Here is a 24,511-nt window from a genome sequence, read left to right on the forward strand (position 1 = left end):
AGCAATAGGTATATAGGATTCTACAAGTTAATGAAATACCCTTATAGCTCATACTCTTGGTTGTTAGAGTCACCAAATTTAGCAATTAAGACTGCAGACAAAACTTTTGTCAAAAGTTTAGAAACTGGTGTGCCGCTAGACATTGTTTATTTCTTTTATGACGATGACCTTGAACACGGTACTAAAAGTGAACAAATTGAATTTGTAGTTGATAACTGTGTTTTTGATATTCAGTTACAGCGTAAAAATGATGGTAGACATAAGATCGTATTTTCTAGAGCTCGAGGTTATTCAGCTTTTAAGGCTATATCTATAGGTGATGAAGTGTGGTTTGAAAGATGTATAGCTAATTCAAATAGGTTTTATGTTTATACAAGAAGTGAGCGATATGAAAATTCAATCTTACCGTTTGAAAATGTAAATGGAGTGACGGAATATAAGGCATTTACAAATCAAAGGATTGGGCAGAGTTACTTTAGAAGTAACGTTTTAAATGTTAATAATGGAGAGTGCTTAGTTACAGGTGTTAAAGATAGTCGTTTATTGATTGCGAGCCATATTAAACCTTGGCGTTTATCAAACCACCGAGAAAAATACGATGGTCATAATGGTTTGTTGCTATCTCCGCATATTGATAAATTGTTTGATATTGCACTGATTTCATTTAATAACAAGGGCCTAATGATGCATTCAAATAGTTTGGATGTTAATTTATTTGAACAGTGGCAGATTGATTTAACTAGGCAGTATTGTTTCAGTGATAAACAGTTTGAATACCTGGAATACCATCAAAGTATGTTTTTAGACAGAGAAAAATCGGTAACCATTTATCGATAACGCTTTCTGCTTAAGTAAATTTTCAATTTGATTTATATTTAGCTTTGTAACTTCAGTAAATTCAAACTCTTTCAAAAGGCGTTTATTAAACGCCTTTTGTTTTTTGTAATCGTCAAACGTTTCATCAATGTAATTAATTTTATCGAGTAGTAGAGGACGCTTTTCTTCTATTATGTAATCGAAAAAATCGACATCTTGTTCTGCCATTTTTATTTTTACGCGTTCTTTAAGTTGTGGCAGTGGGGTTGTGTCAAAACCTTCAAATCCGAGTAATGTTACTTTGCCAGAGTTAATGTGTATTTTAATCAGTTGAATATCGTCAAGGTCACCAAACATTTGAAGAGCAGCGCCAATGTATACCCTAAGCACTAGTGGTAGTTGGGGAATAAAATCTTTATGTAGTGTTAGGGCGTGAGGTAACCCATTTTCATAATCAAGTTTACTGGCAGGCAATGTTTTATTTGCGTCTAAGCAAAGTTGATTAATTAGCTCAACATTAGCAATTTCATATAATAGTTCGGTTGCTTGGTTTTGTACTATTTTGTAATTGTCAAAAAAAACTTTGATATCGCGTTTTAAATCTTCCGGCTGTTGTGTGTATGGTTTGCGTTTTTCAAATTGGGCGAGTGCAAAGTAAAGTAATATGTCTTCTTTTCGCATTTGCTCTGCAAGCGTTAACTCTTCTTTGTTATACCATTTTAATACAAGTTGCAGTGCCTTCTTATTTGAGCCGATTACTTCTTTTATTTTGTTTGATTGGTCAAATTCGTCATTTGCAGGGCACCTACCTAAACTTAAACAAGTAATCCAAAAAGATTCAAAAAGTTTCTCATGCTGTGTAAATAGTATGCGTGCTTGGTTTTCATTTACAGGTTCAGGGGCGGTAAGGTGTTGCCAATGATAAGCACGTTTATGCCTGTTTTGTAAAAACTGTTGTTCTAGTTGTTTTTCTTTGAATATAAAAAAGATACCGGGTGAAACCGCAATGGCTGTTTCATCAAGTGTCATTTCAATGAAGGTTTTAAGTTCTGTTTGTGTATAGTATTTTTGAAATGTATTTCGGCTAGTAATAACGCCATCTTTATAGGGTTGAAATTGACTTATCAGGCTTTCATTTCCAAGCATGGCTGAAACTACAAGTAACTTATCACTAAGTTCCCAAGCACCTAATATCGCTTCGATACGTTCATCCCTGTCCTCTATCACATTTATTACAAATCCAATGTTAACGATATCAGAGTTTACCTTATCAGCATCGGGTCGGTAGTTAGGATCCCATCCAAGTGCATCTATACCATGTGCTTCTAATTCTCTTAAATCATCACCACGCCCACAGCCATAATCGAATATAGAGTAGTCTCCAGTTAGGTAGCCATTTTTAGCAAGGGCTTTCATAGGAGCTGAAAGTTCATAACGAACGATAGCAGTTAAATGCCTATCGATGGTTTGTTCATTTTCCAGTTCAGGCAGTGCAGATGTACGAAAAAGGCGCCCGTTTACCAATTCATAGCCTTTTTTCGCTATGAGTCTTAACCATGAATTTTGAAAGCCGATCATCCGTGTATTTTCATATAAACCTGCTTGTTCGCCTTCTGCGGTGATATCACAAAATAACTGATAACTTGGGTGTTCTTCACCTATCATAGTTTCTTTACGGTGAAGTATCGGCGGGTTTTCAGAGCTGTCGTACTTTGTAACTTTATGAGTGAGCTTTACAAGATCTACAGTCACACTTTGATGAAGGGCAGGGTAAGAGTCATTATAAAATTCAGGGTAATGTAAAAGCGATAAGCGGAATTCAGATTTAAACAGCTTTACGAGATTCCATTTATCATCGGGAATCTTAAGTGCTTTTGCGACAATATCGACAAACTTTTTTAACTCTAATGGTGCATGAGAGAATGCGTCTTTATGGAAGTAAATGGCATCTGGTAATTTTTTGGCTACTTTTACTTTTTTGACTAGTTCTTTAAATTGTTCTGCATTCATAGTTAGTAATTTGATAAGTGGAGCGCATGGACTTTCGAAGGATTAAGCTGTTCTAAACAATAAAGCTCATCGTCTCTGTTTACAATAGCAGGGCATTCAGCAATGTAAAAATCAATTCCATTCTCTTTTTTAACGCTACGCAGATACACAGGTACTATTGGCATACTAGGTGGTAATTTTTGCAGTACACTTAATGCGGGGTATAACAGTTTGTGTTTTGCAAGTGTATCTAGTTTGTCACCATGTTTTGCTTCAACAACAAATAAATGTTCTTTACCGTTTCTTTTCGCTACAAATATTGCATCAATTTCAACTTGTCCATCTATGTGTTCTAACACAGTTTCATTATGAAGTAATGGTTTAAATTTAAAGGTAAAAATGCTTTGACCAGTTGCAGGGACAATAATATTTTGGTCTTTTTCAAAGTTTAAAGCTTCAGCCAATAAGCCTGATGCAAGCGCTAAATTTACCACAGATGTTTCTGTTACTTTTGGGAGTAATTGAAAGGCAAATAAACTTCTTATTGAAACATTAGGTAAATATAGTTCAGGCGTTAAAGAAGAAAAAAGTGCATTATCATCGAAAAAAAACTGCTTTACATTGTTTGTTTTAATAAGTGAAAAGCGTGTTTGTTTGCAACCTTTGCGAGAGCCCAGCCTCAAGGCCATAGTATTCGATGCTTTTAACTCTTTTGGTAGTTTAGAATAAGAATCAATTGATATGCTTGGTGCTGTCTGTGCTTTGCTTCCTACTGACGCCGCATAGTTTTGAAAACTTATGGGTAGTGATATTTCTGTATTTTCCGATTCCATTTGAGCAAGTAGCTTACTAAATACCATACTAATCTTCCTTGCTAGTTATGTTTTCAAAGTAATAAAAGTAGGCTCGACCTCGCTTTTCAAACTTTAGTTCACCACGTTCACGCCTATGCATGAGTTTGCAATCACTTATCTTTAGAAGCTTTTTAGTTTCTTTACTGGTTAGCCATTGGCCTTGTTGTTTGCTATCCATAAACCATTTACAGTTTTATAAGTTAATCAAAAGAATAAGGAAGTTTAAGAACTATAACAAGTATGGAGGCGCTACAAAAAGTGATGAGCTCTACACAAATGCATTGGTGTAGTGAATTCTGTAACGCAGTGAGCACTAAAAAGCACAATTCACAAATTGAAGTGTTATTTGGTTTATATACTCATGGTTTGCTTGCTGAAGACTAAAATATAGATACGGCTTTTTCTCCAAGAACTAAGCCCTTAGTCAATTAATTTTACCTAACGCTAATTTAAAGTAACTATTTCTTGTTTTTACTTTGAAAATTAGCGTTCTAATTTTCAAAACTTACCTTTATCTCACTTGTTCATTTCTTTGTTTTGCATAAATTGAGCAATTATTGTGTGAAATAACCCTGCTTTTATTACAGTTATTAGTCAAAATGATTACTTAATTGTGAAAATTCGTAAACACGATAGATTTAAAAAGAATAGACCTTTTTATTTTGGTTATATGCTTGAGTTTGCTTACTTTGCAAGAGAATAAATTAAATTTACCTATTGTTTACATATGTACCTGATTGGGGTTCCTAATACTTGTTGCCTAGTTTGAATGTGCTAGTAAAAAGGTATTTAAATTAACCTAAGCTTATGTTTAATGGTGGTTATTTTGTTTTTGTTGGCTTTTGAGTGGTGTTGTTGCTCTAATTTCATTAATTGTTAATCATGTGTTATCACTAATGGGGTCGAAAGACAGTTAGCTAAATTCCATTAGGGGGAAGTATGAGTAACAAAACAATCGGCAAGCGCTTATTTAAAATGAGTGTTTTGTCGTTAGCTGTTTCTGGGTGGGCAGCCCAAGCAGCGGTTGATTGCAGCAATATTGCCGAATGGCAATCGGGCGTGGCGTATACTGGCGGGCAGCAAGTACAAAAAGCCAATACCGCTTATGAAGCAAAGTGGTGGACACAGGCAGACCCTGTAACACATTCTGGGCAATACCAAGAATGGAAAAACCTAGGTGCATGTAGCGATGGCCAACAAAACCAAGCGCCATTGGCTGAAGTTTTATCACCTATGAGTGGTAGTTCTTTTACTGAAGGTGACAGCGTTGTCATTGAGGCGCAAGCATCAGATAGCGACGGTACAGTGGCTAAACTAGAAGTGTTGATTGATGGGGCTGCAATTGCAACGCTAGCGCAAGCACCTTACACAACTAGTTGGGTAGCAGTGAAAGGGCAGCATCAAATTAGTGTGCGCGCAACCGATGACAAAGGCGCTGAAACTGTATCTGCGGCAACCAGCATCAGCGTGGCAGAAGTAGTGCCAGACAACTATGCGCCAACGGCAGGTATTACAAGCAATGCGGGTTCTAATTCTGTTAATTTGAATGACAGCGTTGTCTTAAATTTAACCAGTAGCGATCAAGACGGCACTGTTGTAGGCCTAGAGCTATTTCAAGATGGAGTTTCGGTTCTACAAGTTGCTGGCGCAAGTGGCAGTTATACGTTTAATGCAACTACGTTAGGCAATACGCAATTTAGCCTAGTAGCAACCGATGATAAAGACGCAGTGTCACAAGCCGCAGTATTAAGTTTACGTGTTGTTGATAACACCACAGGCCCAGACGATCGCGATGCATGTAAACCAGAAGGGCTTTACCAAACACCGGGTGTAAATACGCCTTACTGTACTATTTACGATGCCGATGGCCGTGAAGATATGGGTGCCGATCACCCACGTCGTGTAATTGGTTATTTCACTAGTTGGCGAAATGGTGCCAATGGTCAGCCGTCTTACCTAGTGGATGATATTCCATGGGATAAAATCACTCATATTAACTATGCGTTTGCCCATGTTGATGCAAACAACAAGGTATCAATTGGCGATCCAAATGCTGCGGGTAATGCGGCAACCAATATGGAATGGCCTGGTGTTGAAGGTGCCGAGCTTGATCCAAGCTTGCCATACAAAGGTCACTTCAATTTACTGAATAAATACAAAAAACTGTATCCAGACGTTAAAACACTGATCTCTGTGGGTGGTTGGGCAGAAACAGGTGGTTACTTTGACGTAAGCGGCAACCGTGTTGCTAGCGGTGGTTTCTACACCATGACAACCAACGCAGATGGTTCAATTAACACGGCAGGCATTAACGCATTTGCGAAAAGCGCCGTTGAATTTATTGAAAAATATGGCTTCGATGGTGTTGATATTGACTACGAATACCCATCATCAATGAATGATTCAGGTCACCCTGATGATTTCCCAATTTCAAATGCACGCCGTGCAGGGTTAAATGCCTCTTACCAAGTGTTAATGAAAACATTGCGTGAAGAGCTTGATAAAGCAGGTGAACTCGCAGGTAAACACTACATGCTTACCATTGCATCACCGTCATCAGGTTATTTACTGCGTGGTATGGAAACGTTCCAAGTTACTAAATATCTCGATTACGTAAACATCATGTCTTACGACTTACACGGTGCATGGAACGACCACGTTGGTCACAATGCAGCACTTTACGATACTGGCCTAGACTCAGAGCTTGCGCAGTGGAATGTGTATGGCACTAAAGAGTTTGAAGGTATTGGCTATTTAAATACCGATTGGGCGGTTACGTATTTCCGCGGTGGTTTAAGCGCAGGTCGCATCAACATTGGTGTGCCGTACTATACCCGTGGTTTTAAAGACGTATCGGGTGGCGAAAACGGTTTATGGGGGCGCGCTGCGTTACCGAACCAAGCTGATTGTGCCAAAGGTACTGGCGTAGGTGAGAAAAACAAATGTGGTAACGGTGCAGTTGGCATCGACAACATGTGGCATGACCTAGACGAAAACGGTAACGAAATGCCAGCAGGCAGCAACCCGTTATGGCATGTTAAAAACCTACAAAATGGCATTTTACCTAGCTACTTAGCAGACTATGGTTTAGATCCAGCTAACGATCCAACTGATAAGCTAGTAGGCACTTACACTCGTCATTACGACTCAGTGGCAGTAGCGCCTTGGCTTTGGAATGCTGATAAAAACGTGTTCCTATCAATCGAAGATGAAGAGTCAATGGGCACTAAAGTTGATTATGTTATCAACAAAGGGCTTGGCGGCATCATGTTCTGGGAACTGGCTGGTGACTTTGATTACGATAGCGTTAAAAAAGAGTACTTTATGGGCTCTACCATGACGTCACTTGCGTACAACAAGTTTGCACAGGCGGCTTCTAAGTACGACATCAACAAAGGTGAAAAAACGCATCAATTACCCGCTGAAGCAGTTGACGTAAGCTTTGTGGTAAAAGACTTCCCAATTGGTGACGACAACTACCCAATTGCACCAACCTTTAGCTTTACCAATAACTCAAATATTGATTTGAGCGGTGCAAAAGTATCGTTTGATGTGCCAGTAGCAACCTCTGCTATTTTCAAATCAAACTGGAATGCACAAGAAAAGCTGGGCATGGCAGTTGAGGTTAATCGCTCGAACGCTGCGGGCAACAACATTGGCGGCTTTGAAAACGAGTTCCACCGTTTCTCAATCTCATTTGTTAACGAATGGGGCGGTGCAGCTAAATCGTTTGCGCCGGGCGAAACCATTAATGCGCAAGTAATGTATTACATGCCAATTACTGGCCCAGTAAACCTTGTATTTGAAAAAGATGGCAAGCAATACGCCGCTAAATTTGAATACCCACACCTTCCAGAGGCAACGCCAGGTAACGGTGGTGGCACAGGCGGTGGTAATACCGATACCTGTGAGGGTGTCGCAGTAGCTGATATTCCAGTGTATCCAAACTTCCCTCGTACTGATTGGGCGGGCAACCCGTCGCACGCTTCAGGCGGTGACTTAATGATTGATGGCGCATCGACTGCGGTTTACAAAGCCAAGTGGTGGACATCAACCGAGCCTGGCAAATCTGCCGATTGGGATAGCGTTTGTACGTTATAAACCAGCCTATGTGAGGCCTTGCGCCTCACAGTTTGGAGAACATTATGAATACTAAATTTACTTTAAGTGTGTTGTCTGGCTCGGTGCTTTTAGCGTGCGCAACGGCATCGCTAAATGTAAGTGCACATGGCTACATGGATAGCCCAAAAGCGCGTCAGGCATTTTGCCAAGCGCAGGGCGGATATTGGTGGCCAGCTGATGGCAGCAATATTCCAAATTTGGCGTGTCGCGCGGCATTTTTAGAATCAGGCCATGTGCAGTTTATTCAAGAGCATGAATTTGCTGTAAATACGCCTGATTACCTAAACCAAGCTGCGGTTGAAGCCAATGTGCCAAATGGCACTTTGTGTGCCGCGGGCAGTGCAGAAAAACGCGGTATGGATTTACCTTCACCCCATTGGCAAAAAACCGTGGTTACGCCAAATGCTAATGGTGATATTCAAATTCGCTACCGTGCAACTACGCCACACAACCCGAGCTTTTGGCAGTTTTACTTAACCAAACCGGGTTTTAACCCTGCTACCGATACCCTTACTTGGCAAAATATTGAGCTTATTCAAAGCCACGACAATATTGAGTTTGTGAAAGACCCAGATGGTAAACGCTATTACGAAATGAGCGTAGCTATTCCAGCTGATCGTAGTGGCGATGCCGTGCTTTACAGCCGTTGGCAGCGTGTTGATGTGGTAGGTGAAGGCTTTTATAACTGTAGCGATATTGTTATTGAGCGCGACACTGTAATCCCAACTGATTGGTTTGCGCTAGGTTACTTTGTCCGCCAAGGGCAAGATGCAGTCGCAGGCGATAGCGTACATGTGCGTTTATTTGATGCGACCGGCAACGAAGTTGTAAATCAGCTATTTGCTGTAACTGCTGAAAACCAAGCTACTTGGCAAAGCGATCTCGCACAAAAGCTTAACCTTGATTACGCCAGCGAAATGCAAGTAGGTGTTAAAAACAGCGCAGGCGAAATTGTATTTGATGATGCAAATTTAGCGTCTAACCAAGTATTTGCGACGTCAAGTGATCACAGTTTTGCATTATCAATCATTTCAGCGCCTGAAAACACAGCCCCTCAGGTACACCAAGTTTCACCTGTGAGTATGGATGAAGGCACGCAAACACTTGTGCACGTGCACGCGTTTGACGATGAAAACGACCCACTTACGTACCAATTTACGGTGCCAAGTGAGTTTACCTACTCTGTTGATGGGCCGAACTTAACGCTGGTTGCACCAAGCGTAACGGCAGCCACAAACTTTACCGTAAATGTAACGGTGTCTGATGGCAAATTATCAACGCCATCAAGCTTCACTGTGACGGTAAACGATGTGGTTGTTAACCCTGATGTGCCGGCATGGGATGCCAACAAAGCCTATAACGCAGGTGAAAAAGCAAGCTACCAAGGCAAGGTTTATAAAGCCAAGTGGTGGGTAAAAGGCGAAACACCTGATTCCAGCAGCGCATGGGAGCTAGAAACACCCTCTCAAGGTGATGCTTGGCAAGTGGGTAAGGCTTATTCGGCAGGCGATACCGTAACTCACAACAGTCAAAAATACCAAGCACGCTGGTGGACGCAAGGCGAAGAGCCGGGCACAGCTGCCGTGTGGCAACAACTTTAACCCGTTACCCCTTGCCGCAACGGCGGCTAGGTTTCGGTCGTTGCGGTTTTTTAATAAATTTAAGAGAACATAATTATGATTAAAAAGTTATCTCTAGCAGTTGCAGCTGCGCTTTGTTCAGGACAAGCATTCGCTGCACCTTCAGCTCCAAGCATTAGCTGGGAAGATCAAAAATATTCGTTTGTTGATGTCAATATCGACGGACAAGGTTCATACAAGTCGCTTGTTACCCGCAAAGACGTGGTTGATATTGCGATTAAATGGAATTCGTGGAGTGGTGATGGTGGCGATGGCTACAAGGTAAAATTTGATGGTGTTGTCGTAAACGAAGGCAGTCTGCCTGCGGGTACTAAGTCGGGCACTATTACTTTCCCTTACACTAAGTCGGGTCGTCATCAAATGACCTTGGAGTTGTGTGAAGGCACTACCTGTGCTGCAAGTGCACCAAAAGCGATTGTGATTGCAGACACAGACGGTGGTCACTTAGATCCATTACCAATGAATGTTGATCCAAACAATGGCAACTATGGCACATCGCCAGATACAGTTGTCGGCGCGTATTTTGTAGAGTGGGGCATTTATGGCCGTGACTTTGATGTAACCAAAGTGCCAGGCCAAAACTTAACGCATATCTTGTATGGTTTCATTCCAATTTGTGGCGCGAACGAGTCATTAAAAGAAATTGAAAACGGTAATAGCTGGCGCGCGTTACAAAAAGCCTGTGCTGACTCACAAGATTATGAAGTGGTTATTCACGACCCATGGGCGGCAATTCAAAAGTCACTGCCAGGTGTTGATGCAAAAGACCCTATTCGTGGTACCTATTCGCAATTAATGGCGCTGAAACAGCGTTACCCAGACTTAAAAATCTTACCATCAGTAGGTGGCTGGACATTGTCTGACCCCTTCCATGCTTTCACTGAAAAAGCAAACCGCGATGTGTTTGTGGCGTCGATGAAAGAGTTCTTAAAAACATGGAAATTCTACGATGGTGTGGATATTGACTGGGAATTCCCAGGTGGTGGCGGCCCTAATCCAAACCTTGGCGACCCAGCAAAAGATGGCCAAGCTTACATTGATTTAATGAAAGAGCTGCGCGCAATGCTAAATGAGCTAGAAGCGGAAGTGGGCAAACCGTATCAATTAACCTCGGCTATCGGCATGGGTTACGACAAAATTGAAGACGTAAACTACCCGCAAGCGGCGCAGTATATGGATTACATCTTTGCTATGACTTACGACTTCTATGGTGGTTGGAACAATGTAACAGGCCACCAAACGGCGCTATATTGTGGCAGCCATATGAGTGTTGGTGAGTGTGATGGCACAGGCCTTGATGATAAAGGCGAACCGCGTAAAGGCCCAGCTTATACCGCTGATAACGGCATTCAACTGCTACTACAACAAGGTGTAGAGCCAGGCAAAATTGTACTTGGTACAGCAATGTATGGCCGTGGTTGGGAAGGTGTATACCCAGCAAACTCAAGCGATGGCACTAACCCAATGACAGCACCGGGTAACGGCAAGCTAACTGGTACATCTGCACAAGGTGTATGGGAAGCAGGTGTTATTGATTATAAAGGCATTAAAGCCCATATGATTGGCGCGGCTGAAACTGGCATCAACGGCTTTGAAGTTGGTTATGATGAAGTGGCTGAAGGTGCTTATGTTTGGAATAAATCAACAGGTAAATTAATTACTTACGATAGCCCGCGTTCAGTAAAAGCCAAAGGCCAGTATGCGCGTAATTTAGGCCTTGCAGGTTTATTCGCGTGGGAAATTGACGCAGATAACGGCGATATTTTAAATGCAATGCACGAAGGCTTAGGCGTTGTAGGTGGCAATACTAAACCTGTGGTATCAGTACCGGGTGTAACGACGGTTAAATCAGGTGAAAGTGTTGTACTTTCAGCAACGGCAAGTGACCGCGATAACGACCCACTAACGTACAGCTGGACAGGTGATGCAGCCTTAGCTCTTTCAGGTGTTAATACAGACACAGTATCAATTGCTGCGCCAACGGTAACGCAAGATACTGATTACACCGTTACAGTGGCCGTATCAGACGGTACAGACACAGTAACTAAATCAGCGATTATTCGTGTGGTTTCAGATGTTGTCGTAATTAACGAACCGCCTGTGGTTTCGCCAATCGCTAACGAAACAGTGGAAGAAGGTAAATCGGTAGCGGTAAGCGTATCGGCAAGCGATGCTGACGGCGATACTCTAAGCTATAGCTGGAATGTACCAACTGGTTTAACACTTTCAGGAAGTGGCGCAAATGTATCACTTGCTGCTGGTGAAGTAACAGCAGATACCAACTACACAGTGTCTGTTACTGTGTCGGATGGTACTGATGAAGTTACAGAAAGCTTTACAGTAACAGTGACAAATGTTGATGCTGGTGGCACTACAACTTGGAATGCCGATGCTATCTACACAGGTGGCGATACTGTGCTTTACAACGGTGTTGAATACAAAGCGAAGTGGTGGACACAAGGTGACCGCCCTGATCTTGGCGGCCCTTGGGAAGAAGTGATCCCAAATGACGGCCAAGTCCGCGCATGGCGTGCAGACCTTGTTTACAACTCAGGTGACAAGGTAACTCACAACAACGAAACATACACAGCTAAATGGTGGACCAAAGGCGAAGAGCCAGGCGTTGCAGCTGTTTGGGCAAAGTAAGTTTTCAAAATGAGTAAAAAGGCAGCTACCGCTGCCTTTTTTATTTTGCGGCAAAACCCATTGCATACTTTTAAGTATTTTTTTACTAGTTAAATCATTAACAACCTAAATGGTTAAATCGATGCCGTAGCCTAGTTGATTCCCTCTCAATTAAGTTTGAGGTATAATCCCCGCCCTTAAATTTCGTGTTTACTGACTAGGGGCTTTATGACAGTCGAACAATTTGATCCAAACAAAACTACGACACTAGAAACGGCTAAAAAAACCATTGCGGCACAAGAGAATACGCAGTCGCAATCTGCCGATAAAGGCTCTAAGGTCGGTTTCGTCTCTTTGGGCTGTCCTAAGAACTTAGTTGATTCTGAGCGTATTCTTACTCAGCTTCGCACCGAAGGTTATGAAGTGGTAAATAGCTACCATGATTCAGACGTGGTGATTGTAAATACCTGTGGCTTTATCGACAGCGCAGTTCAAGAATCGCTTGATACTATTGGCGAAGCGTTAAAAGAAAACGGCAAAGTAATTGTGACGGGCTGTTTAGGCGCGCGCGAAGATGAAATTCGTGAAGTACACCCAAATGTTTTAGGCATTACAGGCCCACACTCTTATGAGAATGTGATGGAACATGTACACGAATTTACCACCAAGCCAAAAGCGAACCCGTTCACCAGTTTAATTCCTGATCAAGGCGTTAAGTTAACACCTAAGCACTACGCGTATTTAAAAATATCGGAAGGCTGTAATCACCGTTGTACCTTCTGCATCATCCCATCAATGCGTGGTGATTTAGACTCGCGCCCAATTGGTGATGTGTTATCAGAAGCCGAGCGTTTAAAACAAGCTGGGGTAAAAGAGCTATTGGTAATCAGTCAAGATACCAGCGCTTACGGTGTTGATGTTAAACATAAAACGGGCTTTTGGAACGGCATGCCAGTGAAAAGCGATATGCTTAATCTATGTCAGGCGCTTAACAAACTAGGTATTTGGGTGCGTTTACATTACGTTTATCCGTATCCGCATGTGGATAATGTGATCCCACTGATGGCAGAAGGTAAATTATTGCCATACTTAGATATTCCATTCCAACATGCAAGCCCAAAAGTGCTTAAACTAATGAAGCGTCCTGGCCAGGCTGAGCGCACGTTAGATCGCATTAAAAAATGGCGTGAGCTGTGCCCAGAGCTGGTTATTCGTTCTACATTCATTGTTGGTTTCCCAGGTGAAACTGAAGAAGATTTCCAAATTCTGTTAGATTGGCTTGAAGAAGCACAACTTGATCGTGTTGGCTGTTTTAAATACTCACCAGTTGAAGGTGCAAAAGCCAATGAAATTGAAGGCCAAGTACCTGAAGATGTAAAACAAGATCGTTTTGAGCGCTTTATGATCAAGCAACAAGCAATCAGTAAAGCGCGCCTAGCAAAACGTGTTGGTCAAACCATGCAAGTGCTTATCGACGAAGTTGACGAAGAAGGCGCAATTGGCCGAACTTATGCAGATGCACCTGAAATTGATGGCTTAGTTTACTTAAATGAAGAATTTAATGTAAAACCAGGTGATATTGTGAATGTTGAAATTAAGCATTCAGATGAATATGACCTTTGGGGCGAAGTGGTTCGCTAGCCAGCAGTAAAATTAAGATATAAAAAAGGCCGCAATTGCGGCCTTTTGTTTGTCTTCAGAGAGGGATCTAATTAAGGTTTGTACTGCGCGTCTAACGTTACGCCAGAGAATGTGCTGTAAGCATAAGCACCTAAGTGCCATTTTCCTGCTGCTGGGTTAGTGATAGTACATGTTTCAGTATTACCATTGTTCCAAGAACGGCAGTCATAAGCTGATGTTGTAGGTTGGCTACCGTTACGAATGTAAAGATCAGCATCGCCTGAGCCGCCAGCAAGTGTTACTGTAAAACTAGACATGCCTGCAGGCACATCGATAGTGTAACGAGCCCATGTACCACGGCTAGCAGATACATTATCTACAGAGCCGCCACCACCCGTGTTGCCACCTGATGTTGTGATGTTACCTGTGAGTGAAGCACTTGAGTATGCGCTGTAGGCATTTAGCATAATGTGGTACGTGCCTGCTGTTGGGTTATCAATAGAGCAGGTTTCGCCATTGCCTGAGTTCCAAGAGCGACAATCAAAGCTAGATGTTGTTGGTTTGCTAGCAGAGCGCACATATAAGTCAGCATCCCCAGTACCACCTGCTAAGTTGAATGTCACATTCGTAGCACCTGATGGAATTTCCATCGTGAAGAATGACTGTGCGTTTTTAGCGCCTGATAGACCTGTTTTTGCAACGCCATTTTCAAGTACATTGTCACCTGTTGGTGGAGTCGTATCACCTGATGCCGCATTTACGGCTGCAAGTGCATCAACAATACCTGTACCGCAGTTTGTACACGTTGCAGGGAATGAACGCGTCGTTGATTTTAAGATTTGCTCAATTTCATCTGGTGTAGCCGTTGGTTTCGCTTGCTTAATTAGCGCAGCAACACCTGCAACATGCGGTGCAGCCATTGATGTACCTTGCGAGTAACCGTAACTGTCGCTACCTGGGCCAGTTGCACCTGAGTTGTAAGTTGATAACACACCTTCAGGGTCGTTAGCGAAACTTTGTGCACCACCTGGCGCTGCAACATCGATGTTTGCACCATAGTTAGAATAGTATGCACGGCCACCGTTACGACCAACAGATGCTACGTTTACAACGCCTGAACAGTTACCTGGGTTGTAATTTGCAGAGTTGTCATTGTCGTTACCCGCTGCAATTACGACTACCGCACCATTTGAGCGTGCTGTATTAATCGCTGCTTGGGTTGTTGCGCTACATGCACCTGAACCACCTAAGCTCATGTTAATTACAGATGCAGGGTTGGCATTTGCAGTTGTACCAGACACTGAACCACCTGATGCCCAAATGATGCCGTCAGCGATATCTGAAGTTAAACCACCACATTTACCAAGTACACGCACAGGCACAACTTTAGCGCCATAAGCAACACCAACAACGCCTTCGCCATTGTTAGCAACTGCAGCGACGGTACCTGCTACGTGAGTACCGTGCCAGCTTGAGTTTTGATCAGCGCTTGGTACTGGTTGACCTGAACTGTCTGTACCACATTCACCTCTGGTTGTTGCATCACCTGGGTCACGTGCATCGCTATCACGACCGCCACCATCGTTAGCCACAAAAGTGTTAGAGATCATATCGTAACCAGGTAGCAGGTTAGCGCTTAAATCAGCATGTGGGCGGTAGCCTGTATCAAGTACGGCAACTGTTACACCAGCACCTGTTGCTTTATCCCAAGCGCCAGGCAGATTCAAACCACCCGTTGACTCATAGTAGTGCCACTGATCTGAGTATTGTGGGTCGCTTGGTGTTGCAAATGGCTTTAACATTTGGTCGATTTCGATGTACTCAATATCGCCAGATGCAATCATGTCTTGCATATATTGCTGAGTTTGCTCAGCAGATAGCTTACCGTCTACTTTTACAACGTGAAGACCTTCCAGTGCCATTGGGCGAACATAGCGTGATTGCTTATTTAATTTTGTTTTGAAGTTAGAAACAAATGACTGTGCAGAAACACGAGGCACGAATGTTTGTTGGTCGGCCTGATGGTCAAATTCAGCTAGTGCTGGGCTTTGATTTTTATATTTAATGATGAACTGTGTTGATAATTGCGTTTGACCAACAAGTTTTGCTTTTACTTCAGCAAGTTGTGTTGGCTCTGCCAGTGTATTTGCATTAGCGCTTATCGCAAGTGGTATTAGCGTTGCTAATAAACTCTTTTTTAATAATTTATTATTATTCATAGTATTCCCTAAGTTATTTTGTTGCTTAATATCTTGTGCCCATAATGGGATCTATTGTTAATTTAATGTGAAAGCAAAACAAATAAATTATTAAAAACGAATAACTTAATAGCAAATAGTTATAAGTGAGAGGAACTCTTGCACAGCGCTGCTTTTTACAGTGTAAATGGATGTTAATGGATATATTTCAATGGTTTATGAATTGTTCGACAGGGCATTTGTCCGGTTTTAGTGTAATTAATACAAAACCATGAGGTGAAATTAAGATAATTCGAAGTGTTATTTTTGCTTTAATAGCAATAATGGTTTTTAGTTACGAAAATAGTTGTAGTTATAGTGGGTGATAGCCAAACCAGGCTGGTTTTATATCTTGGCTTTTGCCTGAGTAGGTTAATTCAATAAAATAACCGTCTACCAAATCAATGGGCAGTAGGTCGTCAACGTCCATTAATCTGTCTTTGTGAGTTTTTTGCAGTTGTGTAGGTGCGCGACTGAGCGCGATTTGTTTTGCTTGCTCTGGTGAATTGGCAACAATTAATTCAAAGCTATGCTGCTCCATAATATGTTCAGGATAATAAGCACCTAAGTTGACGAAGTATAACCTCTGCTTTGACTCTGACTGTTGCCGCGTTAAGGTAATATCAAAGCCATCAACATGCTTGATTTCACAATAACTATCCATGTGAACATTGGCTTTATCGCCGCACCACTGCTGCTTGAGCGTTGTAAATGTGTGCTCAATACTTTCGCCAATCACAAAGCGAATATCATGCATTTCAATATTACAGCCTGTGACCTTACCGCCTAAACACACCATAAATAATCGATTCATAATATTCACTCACGTTGCAGTTTTAGTTAGTCACGCATAAAAGTTACGCGTTTGATTAAACCGTTTTCAATTTGGTAGCTGGCAATCACCACTACATCGTTATCAATGTTTTCTGGATTGCTTGATGCGCTGCAAGCACGCTCTTTATCTACTAAAAAATTGCCATTTACAATGCGGCTTAGGGAAGTGGCATTTAAATAAACCAGCGACGCAAATTTAGCGCCATAGCGTTTAATTAGCTCGTCTTTTCCTTGGTATTGTAATCCGCCAGGAAACGCATGAATTTCAACATCATCATGGTAAGTTGCAGCAAATGCATCTATATCGCGGTTGTTATAAGCATCCAGTTGTTTATCAACAATTGCGATTGTTTGTTTTTCTTGTTCCGTAAGCGTCATTTTCTATTCTGTATTAGCCCAAAGAAGGCGATTGTAGTAAAGTTTTACCTTTCAAAATATGATTTTGCGATGAATTTTCACCTGTCATCCAATATCAATTATTAGTGAGCCGAAATGAATCAAACACAATTGCAGCAAGCCCTTAAACACCATTTTAACTTTGATGAATTTCGTGAAGGGCAAGGGCAAACCATTTCGCAATTGCTGAATGGCTATTCAAGCCTGGCTGTTTTCCCTACCGGCTCAGGTAAGTCATTGTGTTATCAGCTCACAGCACTTCTGTTACCGCATTTAACCTTAGTGGTGTCACCGCTCCTTGCGTTGATGAAAGATCAGGTGGATTTTCTAAATAGCAAAGGCATCAAAGCAGCTAGTTTAGATTCAAGCCTTAATAAAGACAGCTACTTTGATGTGGTTAATCGTGTACGGCAAGGCGAAATAAAAATTCTTATGGTGTCGGTAGAGCGTTTTAAAAACGAGCGCTTTCGACAGTTTATTAACTCGGTTGCCATTTCAATGCTGGTGGTTGATGAGGCCCATTGTATTTCAGAATGGGGCCATAACTTTAGGCCAGATTATTTAAAATTACCTCAGTATCGTGAAGACTTGAAGATTCCTTTGGTATTGCTGCTCACCGCAACAGCAACCAAAAAAGTGAAACTTGATATGGCGAATAAGTTCGCCATAAACGAGTCGCATATTGTGCAAACCGGTTTTTACAGGCAGAACTTAGACTTATCGGTTATTCCTGCGCTTGCAGGGCAAAAAGAGTTGCAATTAATTGAGCTGGTACGCTCGCAAAATGGCTGTGGCATTGTGTATGTAACGCTGCAACAAACGGCCGAAAGTGTTGCGGAAAAATTAAGGCAAGCAGGCGTAAATGCAGTGGCCTATCATGCAGGGCTTGGCAGTGATGTACGCCAGCAACTACAAAACCAGTTTATGCAAAGCAATAACCAAGTGGTAGTTGCGACGATTGCTTTTGGTATGGGGATAGATAAAAGTGATATTCGCTTTGTGGTGCATTACGATTTACCAAAATCAATCGAAAACTATTCACAAGAAATTGGCCGCGCAGGGCGCGATGGCTTGCCATCTAACTGTTTTGTATTGGGTAATTTAGATGATGTCACCACGCTTGAAAACTTTGTTTATGGCGACACACCAGAGCAAGCGAGTTTAGAGCGATTTTTTGCAGATATTCGTGAAAATACCGAGGATAGCCAGTGGCAGTGTCAAATTTATGCATTGTCGCAATTTACCAATATTCGCCAACTCACTCTAAAAACTCTGTTAGTGCAGTGCGAATTACTTGGTGTATTGGTGCCAAAATACAGTTACTTCGCCGAGTATCGTTATTATTTTAAGTTAGACCGCGCAGCAATTTTGACTAAGTTTAATAGCGAACGGCAAACCTTTTTAAATCAGCTTTTTAATGCTACCGACTTTAAGAAAAAATGGGGCAGTATTGATGTAAACGAATTTGCATTGCAATCGGGACTTGAGCGCTCTCGGGTGTTATCGGCACTTGAGTATTTACATGAGCAAGGCGATATCGAACTTGAAAGTAAACAGCTTATCGATGTTTATCAAGTGGATAGTTCGCAGCTTGAAAACCCTGAGTTGGTATCGCAGTTAGCCACGTATTTTTTAAACAATGAAAAAAGTGAAGTTGCGCGAATTAATACCATGCTGCGCTATTTTCAGTTAGACACCTGTTTAAGCTACAACTTAGCACGTTATTTCGATGACCAAGGTGCGCCACAGCAGTGTGGTCATTGCAGTGTGTGCCGTGGACAAATTGCTCAGTTGAATTACATTGATACGCAAAAACAGTTAGTTGAAAGCCAAATTAACGATTATTTAGCACCGTTAGATATTGCACTTAATGGGCAAGGATTTGCACTAAGCGACACCCTTGCAGCGCGATTTTTAACAGGCCTAACACAACCTGTATTCACTAAAGTAAAGGCGTCGAAAATGGCAGGGTATGCGGTGTACGATAGCGTGCCATTTGAAGCCGTTAAAAATGCAGTAGCGCGAAATCGCTAAGCGATTTTTTCGATGTATTCAAGCGCGGTCATTTGGTGATAAGTGACATCGCTATGCATTACATGGGTTGGATTTGGGTCAACAATCTCAATAGGAATTTGATTTTGCCGTGCAATTTCGAGCGCCATTTGGGTAATGTTGACGCTAAAAGATGTACCCATAAACACCATTTTATCGGCGTTAAACATGCGGTTTTGCGCCTCGGTTATTTGATAAAGTTCGGTATAAAACTCATCAAACAGTAAAACATAAGGTTTTAATGACACATTAAGCTCAGGCCCGTGTTTTGAAATCTTAAAAATATCGAGTAACGACGTTTTAAGATTTTGCTCGTCTACTTCATGCCATGGCGCTTTAAAACGCTCAACCACAGGCCCTTGTTCATGAAAGTAAGTTACTTCATCAATACGCCCGTGAATTGAAATGTAATTTTCATTGCCCGCTTTGCCATCAAGGCCATCAATGTTTTGTGTGATCAGGTCTTTATCGGCAAGCCAATAGTGCGCGCCGTTAGGACCATGGTTTCGGTAAGTCACAAATCGTTTGTAATACCACGCTAAAAACTCAGCAGGATTATGTTGATACATGGCGCGGGTAGCCATTTCCTGCGGTGTGTAATTATTACTGCCAATGGTCCAGTAACCATCTTCACCGCGAAATGTTGGAATGCCACTGGCGCTACTTACGCCCGCGCCCGTGATGTATAAAATGTTATTCATAGCCTAAAGCACTTCTTTTTTTGGTTTTAAGTAGTTTATCGCCAAATTGAAATAAACCAAGGCTGACTAAAATAATGATTGCACCTACTACTAACGACACTGACAACGATTCATTATTGAGTAATGTACCAAGCGCAATAGCAAACCCCGGAGTTATTAACGTGATAAGCGCAACCGTGCTGGCATCTAACTTTTGCAGTACGTGAAAATACGCCAAAAAGCCAAGCAATGACCCAAAGACGCCAAGGTAAATAATCGAGCCAATAGCGCGCTCACTCCATAAACTCGGATTAAAAGTGCCATCTACTAACAACCAAGTGACAAAAAAGAGTGGTGTTACAATCACCAGCGCGCCAAAGGTGGTTGCCATTGGGTGAATTGCCAATTTGACGGTTTTTACCATGACACCGCTTAAACTAAAACAGCATACCGCAGCAAGTACGTACAACAGGCCAACATTAAATACCGATTTACCTACCAGTTGATCTTTACATACCAGTGCTAAACCAAGCACCGACATTACCAGTGCGACCACTTTTATTTTGCTGAACTTGGCTTCATTTAAAATACGCTGTGCCAGTAATCCTGACAAAATAGGCGCAAGACCAAATACCAGAGAAATAACACCTGAAGGCACTGATTGTGCGGCAAAATAACTCAGCATCATACCGCCATAAATCCCAAGTGCAGAATACGTATATAATTTTATCGCCCTGCCATGCCAAGGTAGACGGATATTCGCAATTGCCATTACAAATGCGCCAAGCACAAGCGCGATTAACATGCGTAAAAATACCGACATGGTTGGCGGAATAGAATCGCTGCTCCAAACAATACCAAGTGGTGTGGTTGACCAAATTAGCACGACAAAAAAATACGATACCTTAACAGGCATGATAGCGTTCCTAAGTTTGGCAGATAAAAGAAGTGAGGGGGAGAGACTAACCGCTTTTACCTGCGGTTAATACATTTAACCGCGTTAAGTACGACGAAGTAGGGCATTGACCATATTGGCCTGCCATGTGTTCCATACTTGTAGCGAGTTAATTGAGTTCATTGCTATAAAATAAATTTTAATTAAAGAAACTATAGAGTCGTTTGGAATGGGTATGAAGTCAAGCAGAAAAAAGGGTAATTAAATTACCCTTTAAGATTTAAATGTAAGTAAAGATTTCTAATTAATTGGCGCTAATAACTTTGGGTTAGTTACTAACTGGCGTACGCCATGCGCATGGTCTTCTTCAAATACGTTTGCTTCACACCATTTACCAATAGTATTAATGTTTAGCTTTGCACACTGTGGACGTACATTCCATGTAACTTGAAGTGGAGAACATGATTTTTCAGTAAAGCTTGGACCTGTAGTTGAACCTAAAAACTCAACCGGTGCACCTGTGTTATTTGGGATGTGCTTTGCTTGATGATAACCATTTACTACATTGCCGTTGTAGCTTAAGTCGTTAAAATCTAACGCATCGTTATCATTTACTAAAGTAAATACTTGAGTCTCTACGCGCAAATCTGGGTTTGCACATTTTTCACTTAAGCATGAGCCTAACCCTTTACCTGGTTTAACATCACATGATGTATGTACCCAGTGTACTTCAATGGTGTCACCTGGTTTTAAACCTTTACAGATAGGCCCTTTTGGTGCTTTTAATTCAGCCGCACTTAATGACTCAGAGATATTACATTGGTAACCGCCATATTTACCATCACCTGCGAACATTGAAAAATCCTTCGCTTTGTGTTCGGCATTTTTGTGGAAGTGGATATTACATAAATTAAGTTGTTCTTTTGTTGGCGCTTTGCTGAATACAACTTTGTTCTCACCAAGCAGGTTATCAATGTCACGAGGCGTTTGTGGACCAAAGCCTTCACATGTGTCTGCGATTGCAGCTGCGCTAAAACCAAGTGCTAATGCAGGAAGAAGTGCTTTTTTAATCATATTTAGTTTCCCTTAAAAATGTAGAAGCACGCAAAATTAGCCAAACGCACAACAGCTCATGTTTTATAAGCTGTGCGTAATATTGACGTCTTTACGTATTGTCTTTTCAGGGGAGCGCGAGTGTACCATGGCTGAAATGGCTTATTGTGAATTTAATGATTTTTTTAATTGTTTTTTATTTAACATTATCGCAACAATAAAAGCTTGATAAGAGGTTGCTTATTGCCTTATAGGGGCTTATAATCCTCTGCATATTTTTGGTCGCGCTCAGCGCGTCTCACAAGTAAATGTGACGATTCACAGATTGTTTGAATTACAAACTTTCTTTATCAATGTCACTGTCGAAGGTAAACGACATTAAACTTTACTTGATTGGCGCGGGATGGAGCAGCCTGGTAGCTCGTCGGGCTCATAACCCGAAGGTCGTCGGTTCAAATCCGGCTCCCGCAACCAACACCCTGTTACTTTTGTAACTTGCGCGCATTACTTAATGCGCGTTTTGCGTTTAGGCAAAGTGTATTTGCCTAATTTGGTTTTCGACCCGCACCAAGCTTGGCCGACGGCCACACAGATTAGTTTTTGATGTGACGCCCCGCTTGGTTCGGGGCGTTGTTGTATCTGAAACGCTAGAAGTTGGGGCATATGCCCTTTTTTTGTTTGTATGGAGAGATGTTGTGACTAAACTCGAACAAGATTTAATAGCGATGTTTGAGCCTACCATTGAGGATATGGGCTTTGAATTATTGGGCTTAGAGTTAGCGCAAGCGGGCCGCAATTCGACGCTGCGCGTGTATATCGATCATGAAAACGGCGTTAATGTAGATAACTGTGCCGATGTCAGCAGACAAATTAGCGCTATCTTAGACGTTGAAGATCCGATAACGAATGAATATAACTTGGAAGTTTCTTCTCCGGGCATTGACAGACCATTATTTAAACCAGAACACTTTGTTAAAGCCACAGGTGAAGAAGTACGCTTACGTACCAAACTTCCACAAGATGGTCGCCGTAATTTCAAAGGCGACTTAACTCAGGTTAATGGCGATATGATTACGCTTAACATCGATGGTGCAGAATTTATGATCATGCTTTCGAATGTTGAAAAAGCGAACATCATCGCTAAGTTTTAATCGTGCGAAAGGAATAGGGCAAGCGAGGCAAGAAGATGGCAAAAGAAATACTTTTGGTGGCAGAAGCTGTTTCGAATGAAAAAGCAGTACCACGAGATAAAATTTTTGAAGCACTAGAGTTCGCACTAGCGACAGCGACAAAGAAAAAGCACGAAGGTGATATTGATGTACGTGTAAGTATCGACCAAAAAACAGGTGAGTACGACACGTTCCGTCGTTGGATGGTAGTTGAACCTCAAGAAGACGGTAGCTTAGAGCACCCATTCCGTGAAATCACACTTGAAGCTGCGCAGGTAGATGAACCTGAAATCCAGCTTGGTGATTTTGTTGAAGAACAAATTGAGTCAGTTAAATTTGACCGTATTACAACACAAACTGCGAAGCAAGTAATTGTACAAAAGGTACGTGAAGCTGAGCGCGCACTTGTAGTTGAAGCATATAAAGATCAAGAAGGTGAGATGATCACAGGTGTTGTTAAAAAAGCAACACGTGATGCAATCGTACTTGATTTAGGTAATAACGCTGAAGCGGTTATTTATCGTGATGATATGCTACCACGTGAAAATCACCGTCCGGGTGACCGTGTACGTGGTTTATTATATTCAGTTAAGCCAGAAGCACGTGGCGCACAATTATTTGTGACACGTTCTAAGCCTGACATGCTTATTGAACTTTTCCGCATCGAAGTGCCAGAGATTGGCGAAGAGATGATTGAAATCAAATCAGCTGCGCGTGATCCAGGTTCGCGTGCAAAGATTGCGGTTAAGTCAAATGACAAGCGTATTGATCCAGTAGGTGCGTGTGTGGGTATGCGTGGTGCACGAGTACAAGCCGTATCAACTGAGCTTTCAAACGAACGTATTGATATCGTGCTTTATGATGATAACCCAGCGCAATATGTAATTAACGCAATGGCACCTGCAGAAGTAGCGTCAATTGTTGTTGATGAAGATTCGCGTTCAATGGATATCGCAGTAGAAGCGGATAACCTAGCGCAAGCGATTGGTCGAAATGGTCAAAACGTACGTTTAGCAAGCCAACTAACTGGTTGGGAACTAAACGTGATGACTGTTGAAGATATGCAGAAGAAAAGTGAAGAAGAGTCAGACAAGCTGATCTCATTATTCACTGAAGGTCTGGATATTGATGATGACTTCGCTCAGTTCTTAATTCAAGAGGGCTTCTCTTCACTTGAAGAAGTTGCTTACGTACCTGTAGCTGAATTCCTTGAAATCCAAGGTCTAGATGAAGCGACAGTGGAAGAACTACGCGAACGTGCTAAAGCGGCATTAACTACGCAAGCACTTAAAACAGAAGAGTCTTTAGAAGGTGCAGAACCTGCAGAAGACTTACTAGGCCTAGAGGGCTTAGATCGTCACCTCGCATTTGTAATGGCGAGCAAAGGTGTAGTTACCCTTGAAGATCTTGCAGAGCAAGGTGTGGACGAACTTGTAGACATTACTGAACTAAGCGAAGAACAAGCGGGTGAGCTAATCATGGCTGCACGTAACATTTGCTGGTTTGGCGACGAATAATTATTGACGGAG

General features: G+C 41.9%; 17 protein-coding genes and 1 tRNA gene. 10 read left to right on the forward strand and 8 right to left on the reverse strand.

The features are described 5' to 3' along the window. Nucleotides 1–30: 30 nt before the first annotated feature. Complete coding sequence (locus ON073_RS07135) at nucleotides 31–837, forward strand: HNH endonuclease (protein ID WP_274761183.1); 807 nt, start codon at nucleotides 31–33, stop codon at nucleotides 835–837. Here the strand turns inward: ON073_RS07135 and ON073_RS07140 are convergent. Both ON073_RS07140 and ON073_RS07145 read right to left on the reverse strand, forming a co-directional pair. Next, nucleotides 802–2,826, reverse strand: a complete 2,025-nt coding sequence (locus tag ON073_RS07140; protein ID WP_274761184.1) for a DNA phosphorothioation-associated putative methyltransferase — start codon at nucleotides 2,824–2,826, stop codon at nucleotides 802–804. The genes ON073_RS07135 and ON073_RS07140 overlap by 36 nt on opposite strands. Before the next feature lie 2 nt (nucleotides 2,827–2,828). Continuing rightward, entirely contained in the window at nucleotides 2,829–3,665 is an 837-nt protein-coding gene (locus tag ON073_RS07145; protein WP_274761185.1) for a DUF6997 domain-containing protein, read from the reverse strand. A gap of 252 nt (nucleotides 3,666–3,917) precedes the next feature. On the opposite strand from ON073_RS07145, the gene ON073_RS07150 reads away from it, so the two are divergent. The 5 genes from ON073_RS07150 to rimO all read left to right on the forward strand — a co-directional run bounded on the left by ON073_RS07150 (nucleotide 3,918) and on the right by rimO (nucleotide 13,687). Next, nucleotides 3,918–4,043 (forward strand): hypothetical protein, encoded by a 126-nt coding sequence (locus ON073_RS07150; protein WP_274761186.1) that lies wholly within the window; start codon nucleotides 3,918–3,920, stop codon nucleotides 4,041–4,043. Nucleotides 4,044–4,598: 555 nt separating this feature from the next. Next, nucleotides 4,599–7,760: a glycosyl hydrolase family 18 protein gene (locus tag ON073_RS07155; RefSeq protein WP_274761187.1), complete on the forward strand. Its 3,162-nt coding sequence runs from the start codon at nucleotides 4,599–4,601 to the stop codon at nucleotides 7,758–7,760. A 44-nt stretch (nucleotides 7,761–7,804) separates the two neighbouring features. Then, the gene (locus ON073_RS07160; protein WP_274761188.1) at nucleotides 7,805–9,382 is read left to right on the forward strand and encodes a lytic polysaccharide monooxygenase; all 1,578 of its coding nucleotides are present in this window, start codon (nucleotides 7,805–7,807) and stop codon (nucleotides 9,380–9,382) included. A gap of 75 nt (nucleotides 9,383–9,457) precedes the next feature. Then, nucleotides 9,458–12,067, forward strand: a complete 2,610-nt coding sequence (locus ON073_RS07165) for a glycosyl hydrolase family 18 protein (RefSeq protein WP_274761189.1) — start codon at nucleotides 9,458–9,460, stop codon at nucleotides 12,065–12,067. 207 nt (nucleotides 12,068–12,274) lie between these two features. Beyond that, a complete protein-coding gene (gene rimO, locus ON073_RS07170; RefSeq protein ID WP_274761190.1) occupies nucleotides 12,275–13,687 on the forward strand; it encodes a 30S ribosomal protein S12 methylthiotransferase RimO in 1,413 nt (470 codons plus the stop codon). A gap of 71 nt (nucleotides 13,688–13,758) precedes the next feature. On the opposite strand, the gene ON073_RS07175 is transcribed toward rimO, so the two are convergent. The 3 genes from ON073_RS07175 to ON073_RS07185 all read right to left on the reverse strand — a co-directional run bounded on the left by ON073_RS07175 (nucleotide 13,759) and on the right by ON073_RS07185 (nucleotide 17,115). Beyond that, on the reverse strand, nucleotides 13,759–15,885 hold the full coding sequence (locus ON073_RS07175) for a S8 family peptidase (RefSeq protein ID WP_274761191.1): 2,127 nt from the start codon (nucleotides 15,883–15,885) through the stop codon (nucleotides 13,759–13,761). A 331-nt stretch (nucleotides 15,886–16,216) separates the two neighbouring features. After that, on the reverse strand, nucleotides 16,217–16,717 hold the full coding sequence (locus ON073_RS07180; RefSeq protein WP_274761192.1) for a DUF1543 domain-containing protein: 501 nt from the start codon (nucleotides 16,715–16,717) through the stop codon (nucleotides 16,217–16,219). A gap of 26 nt (nucleotides 16,718–16,743) precedes the next feature. Then, nucleotides 16,744–17,115: a nuclear transport factor 2 family protein gene (locus tag ON073_RS07185; RefSeq protein ID WP_274761193.1), complete on the reverse strand. Its 372-nt coding sequence runs from the start codon at nucleotides 17,113–17,115 to the stop codon at nucleotides 16,744–16,746. Nucleotides 17,116–17,229: 114 nt separating this feature from the next. Here ON073_RS07185 and ON073_RS07190 point away from each other — a divergent pair, with 114 nt between their 5' ends. Continuing rightward, nucleotides 17,230–19,167 (forward strand): RecQ family ATP-dependent DNA helicase, encoded by a 1,938-nt coding sequence (locus ON073_RS07190; RefSeq protein WP_274761194.1) that lies wholly within the window; start codon nucleotides 17,230–17,232, stop codon nucleotides 19,165–19,167. Here the strand turns inward: ON073_RS07190 and ON073_RS07195 are convergent. From ON073_RS07195 to ON073_RS07205, 3 genes are all read right to left on the reverse strand, one after another. Next, nucleotides 19,164–19,886, reverse strand: a complete 723-nt coding sequence (locus ON073_RS07195; RefSeq protein WP_274761195.1) for an SIR2 family NAD-dependent protein deacylase — start codon at nucleotides 19,884–19,886, stop codon at nucleotides 19,164–19,166. The genes ON073_RS07190 and ON073_RS07195 overlap by 4 nt on opposite strands. Then, nucleotides 19,879–20,781, reverse strand: a complete 903-nt coding sequence (locus ON073_RS07200; RefSeq protein ID WP_274761196.1) for a DMT family transporter — start codon at nucleotides 20,779–20,781, stop codon at nucleotides 19,879–19,881. Before ON073_RS07200 ends, ON073_RS07195 begins: the two co-directional genes overlap by 8 nt. A gap of 279 nt (nucleotides 20,782–21,060) precedes the next feature. Continuing rightward, a complete protein-coding gene (locus ON073_RS07205; protein ID WP_274761197.1) occupies nucleotides 21,061–21,834 on the reverse strand; it encodes a delta-class carbonic anhydrase in 774 nt (257 codons plus the stop codon). A gap of 376 nt (nucleotides 21,835–22,210) precedes the next feature. Here ON073_RS07205 and ON073_RS07210 point away from each other — a divergent pair. The 3 genes from ON073_RS07210 to nusA all read left to right on the forward strand — a co-directional run bounded on the left by ON073_RS07210 (nucleotide 22,211) and on the right by nusA (nucleotide 24,499). Then, nucleotides 22,211–22,287 (forward strand) — tRNA-Met (locus tag ON073_RS07210). Nucleotides 22,288–22,508: 221 nt separating this feature from the next. Then, nucleotides 22,509–22,964: a ribosome maturation factor RimP gene (gene rimP, locus ON073_RS07215; RefSeq protein ID WP_274761198.1), complete on the forward strand. Its 456-nt coding sequence runs from the start codon at nucleotides 22,509–22,511 to the stop codon at nucleotides 22,962–22,964. 35 nt (nucleotides 22,965–22,999) lie between these two features. Beyond that, the gene (gene nusA, locus ON073_RS07220; RefSeq protein WP_274761199.1) at nucleotides 23,000–24,499 is read left to right on the forward strand and encodes a transcription termination factor NusA; all 1,500 of its coding nucleotides are present in this window, start codon (nucleotides 23,000–23,002) and stop codon (nucleotides 24,497–24,499) included. Nucleotides 24,500–24,511 lie beyond the last annotated feature (12 nt).

This window comes from Pseudoalteromonas sp. G4, assembly GCF_028875915.1.
Lineage (GTDB): Bacteria > Pseudomonadota > Gammaproteobacteria > Enterobacterales > Alteromonadaceae > Pseudoalteromonas.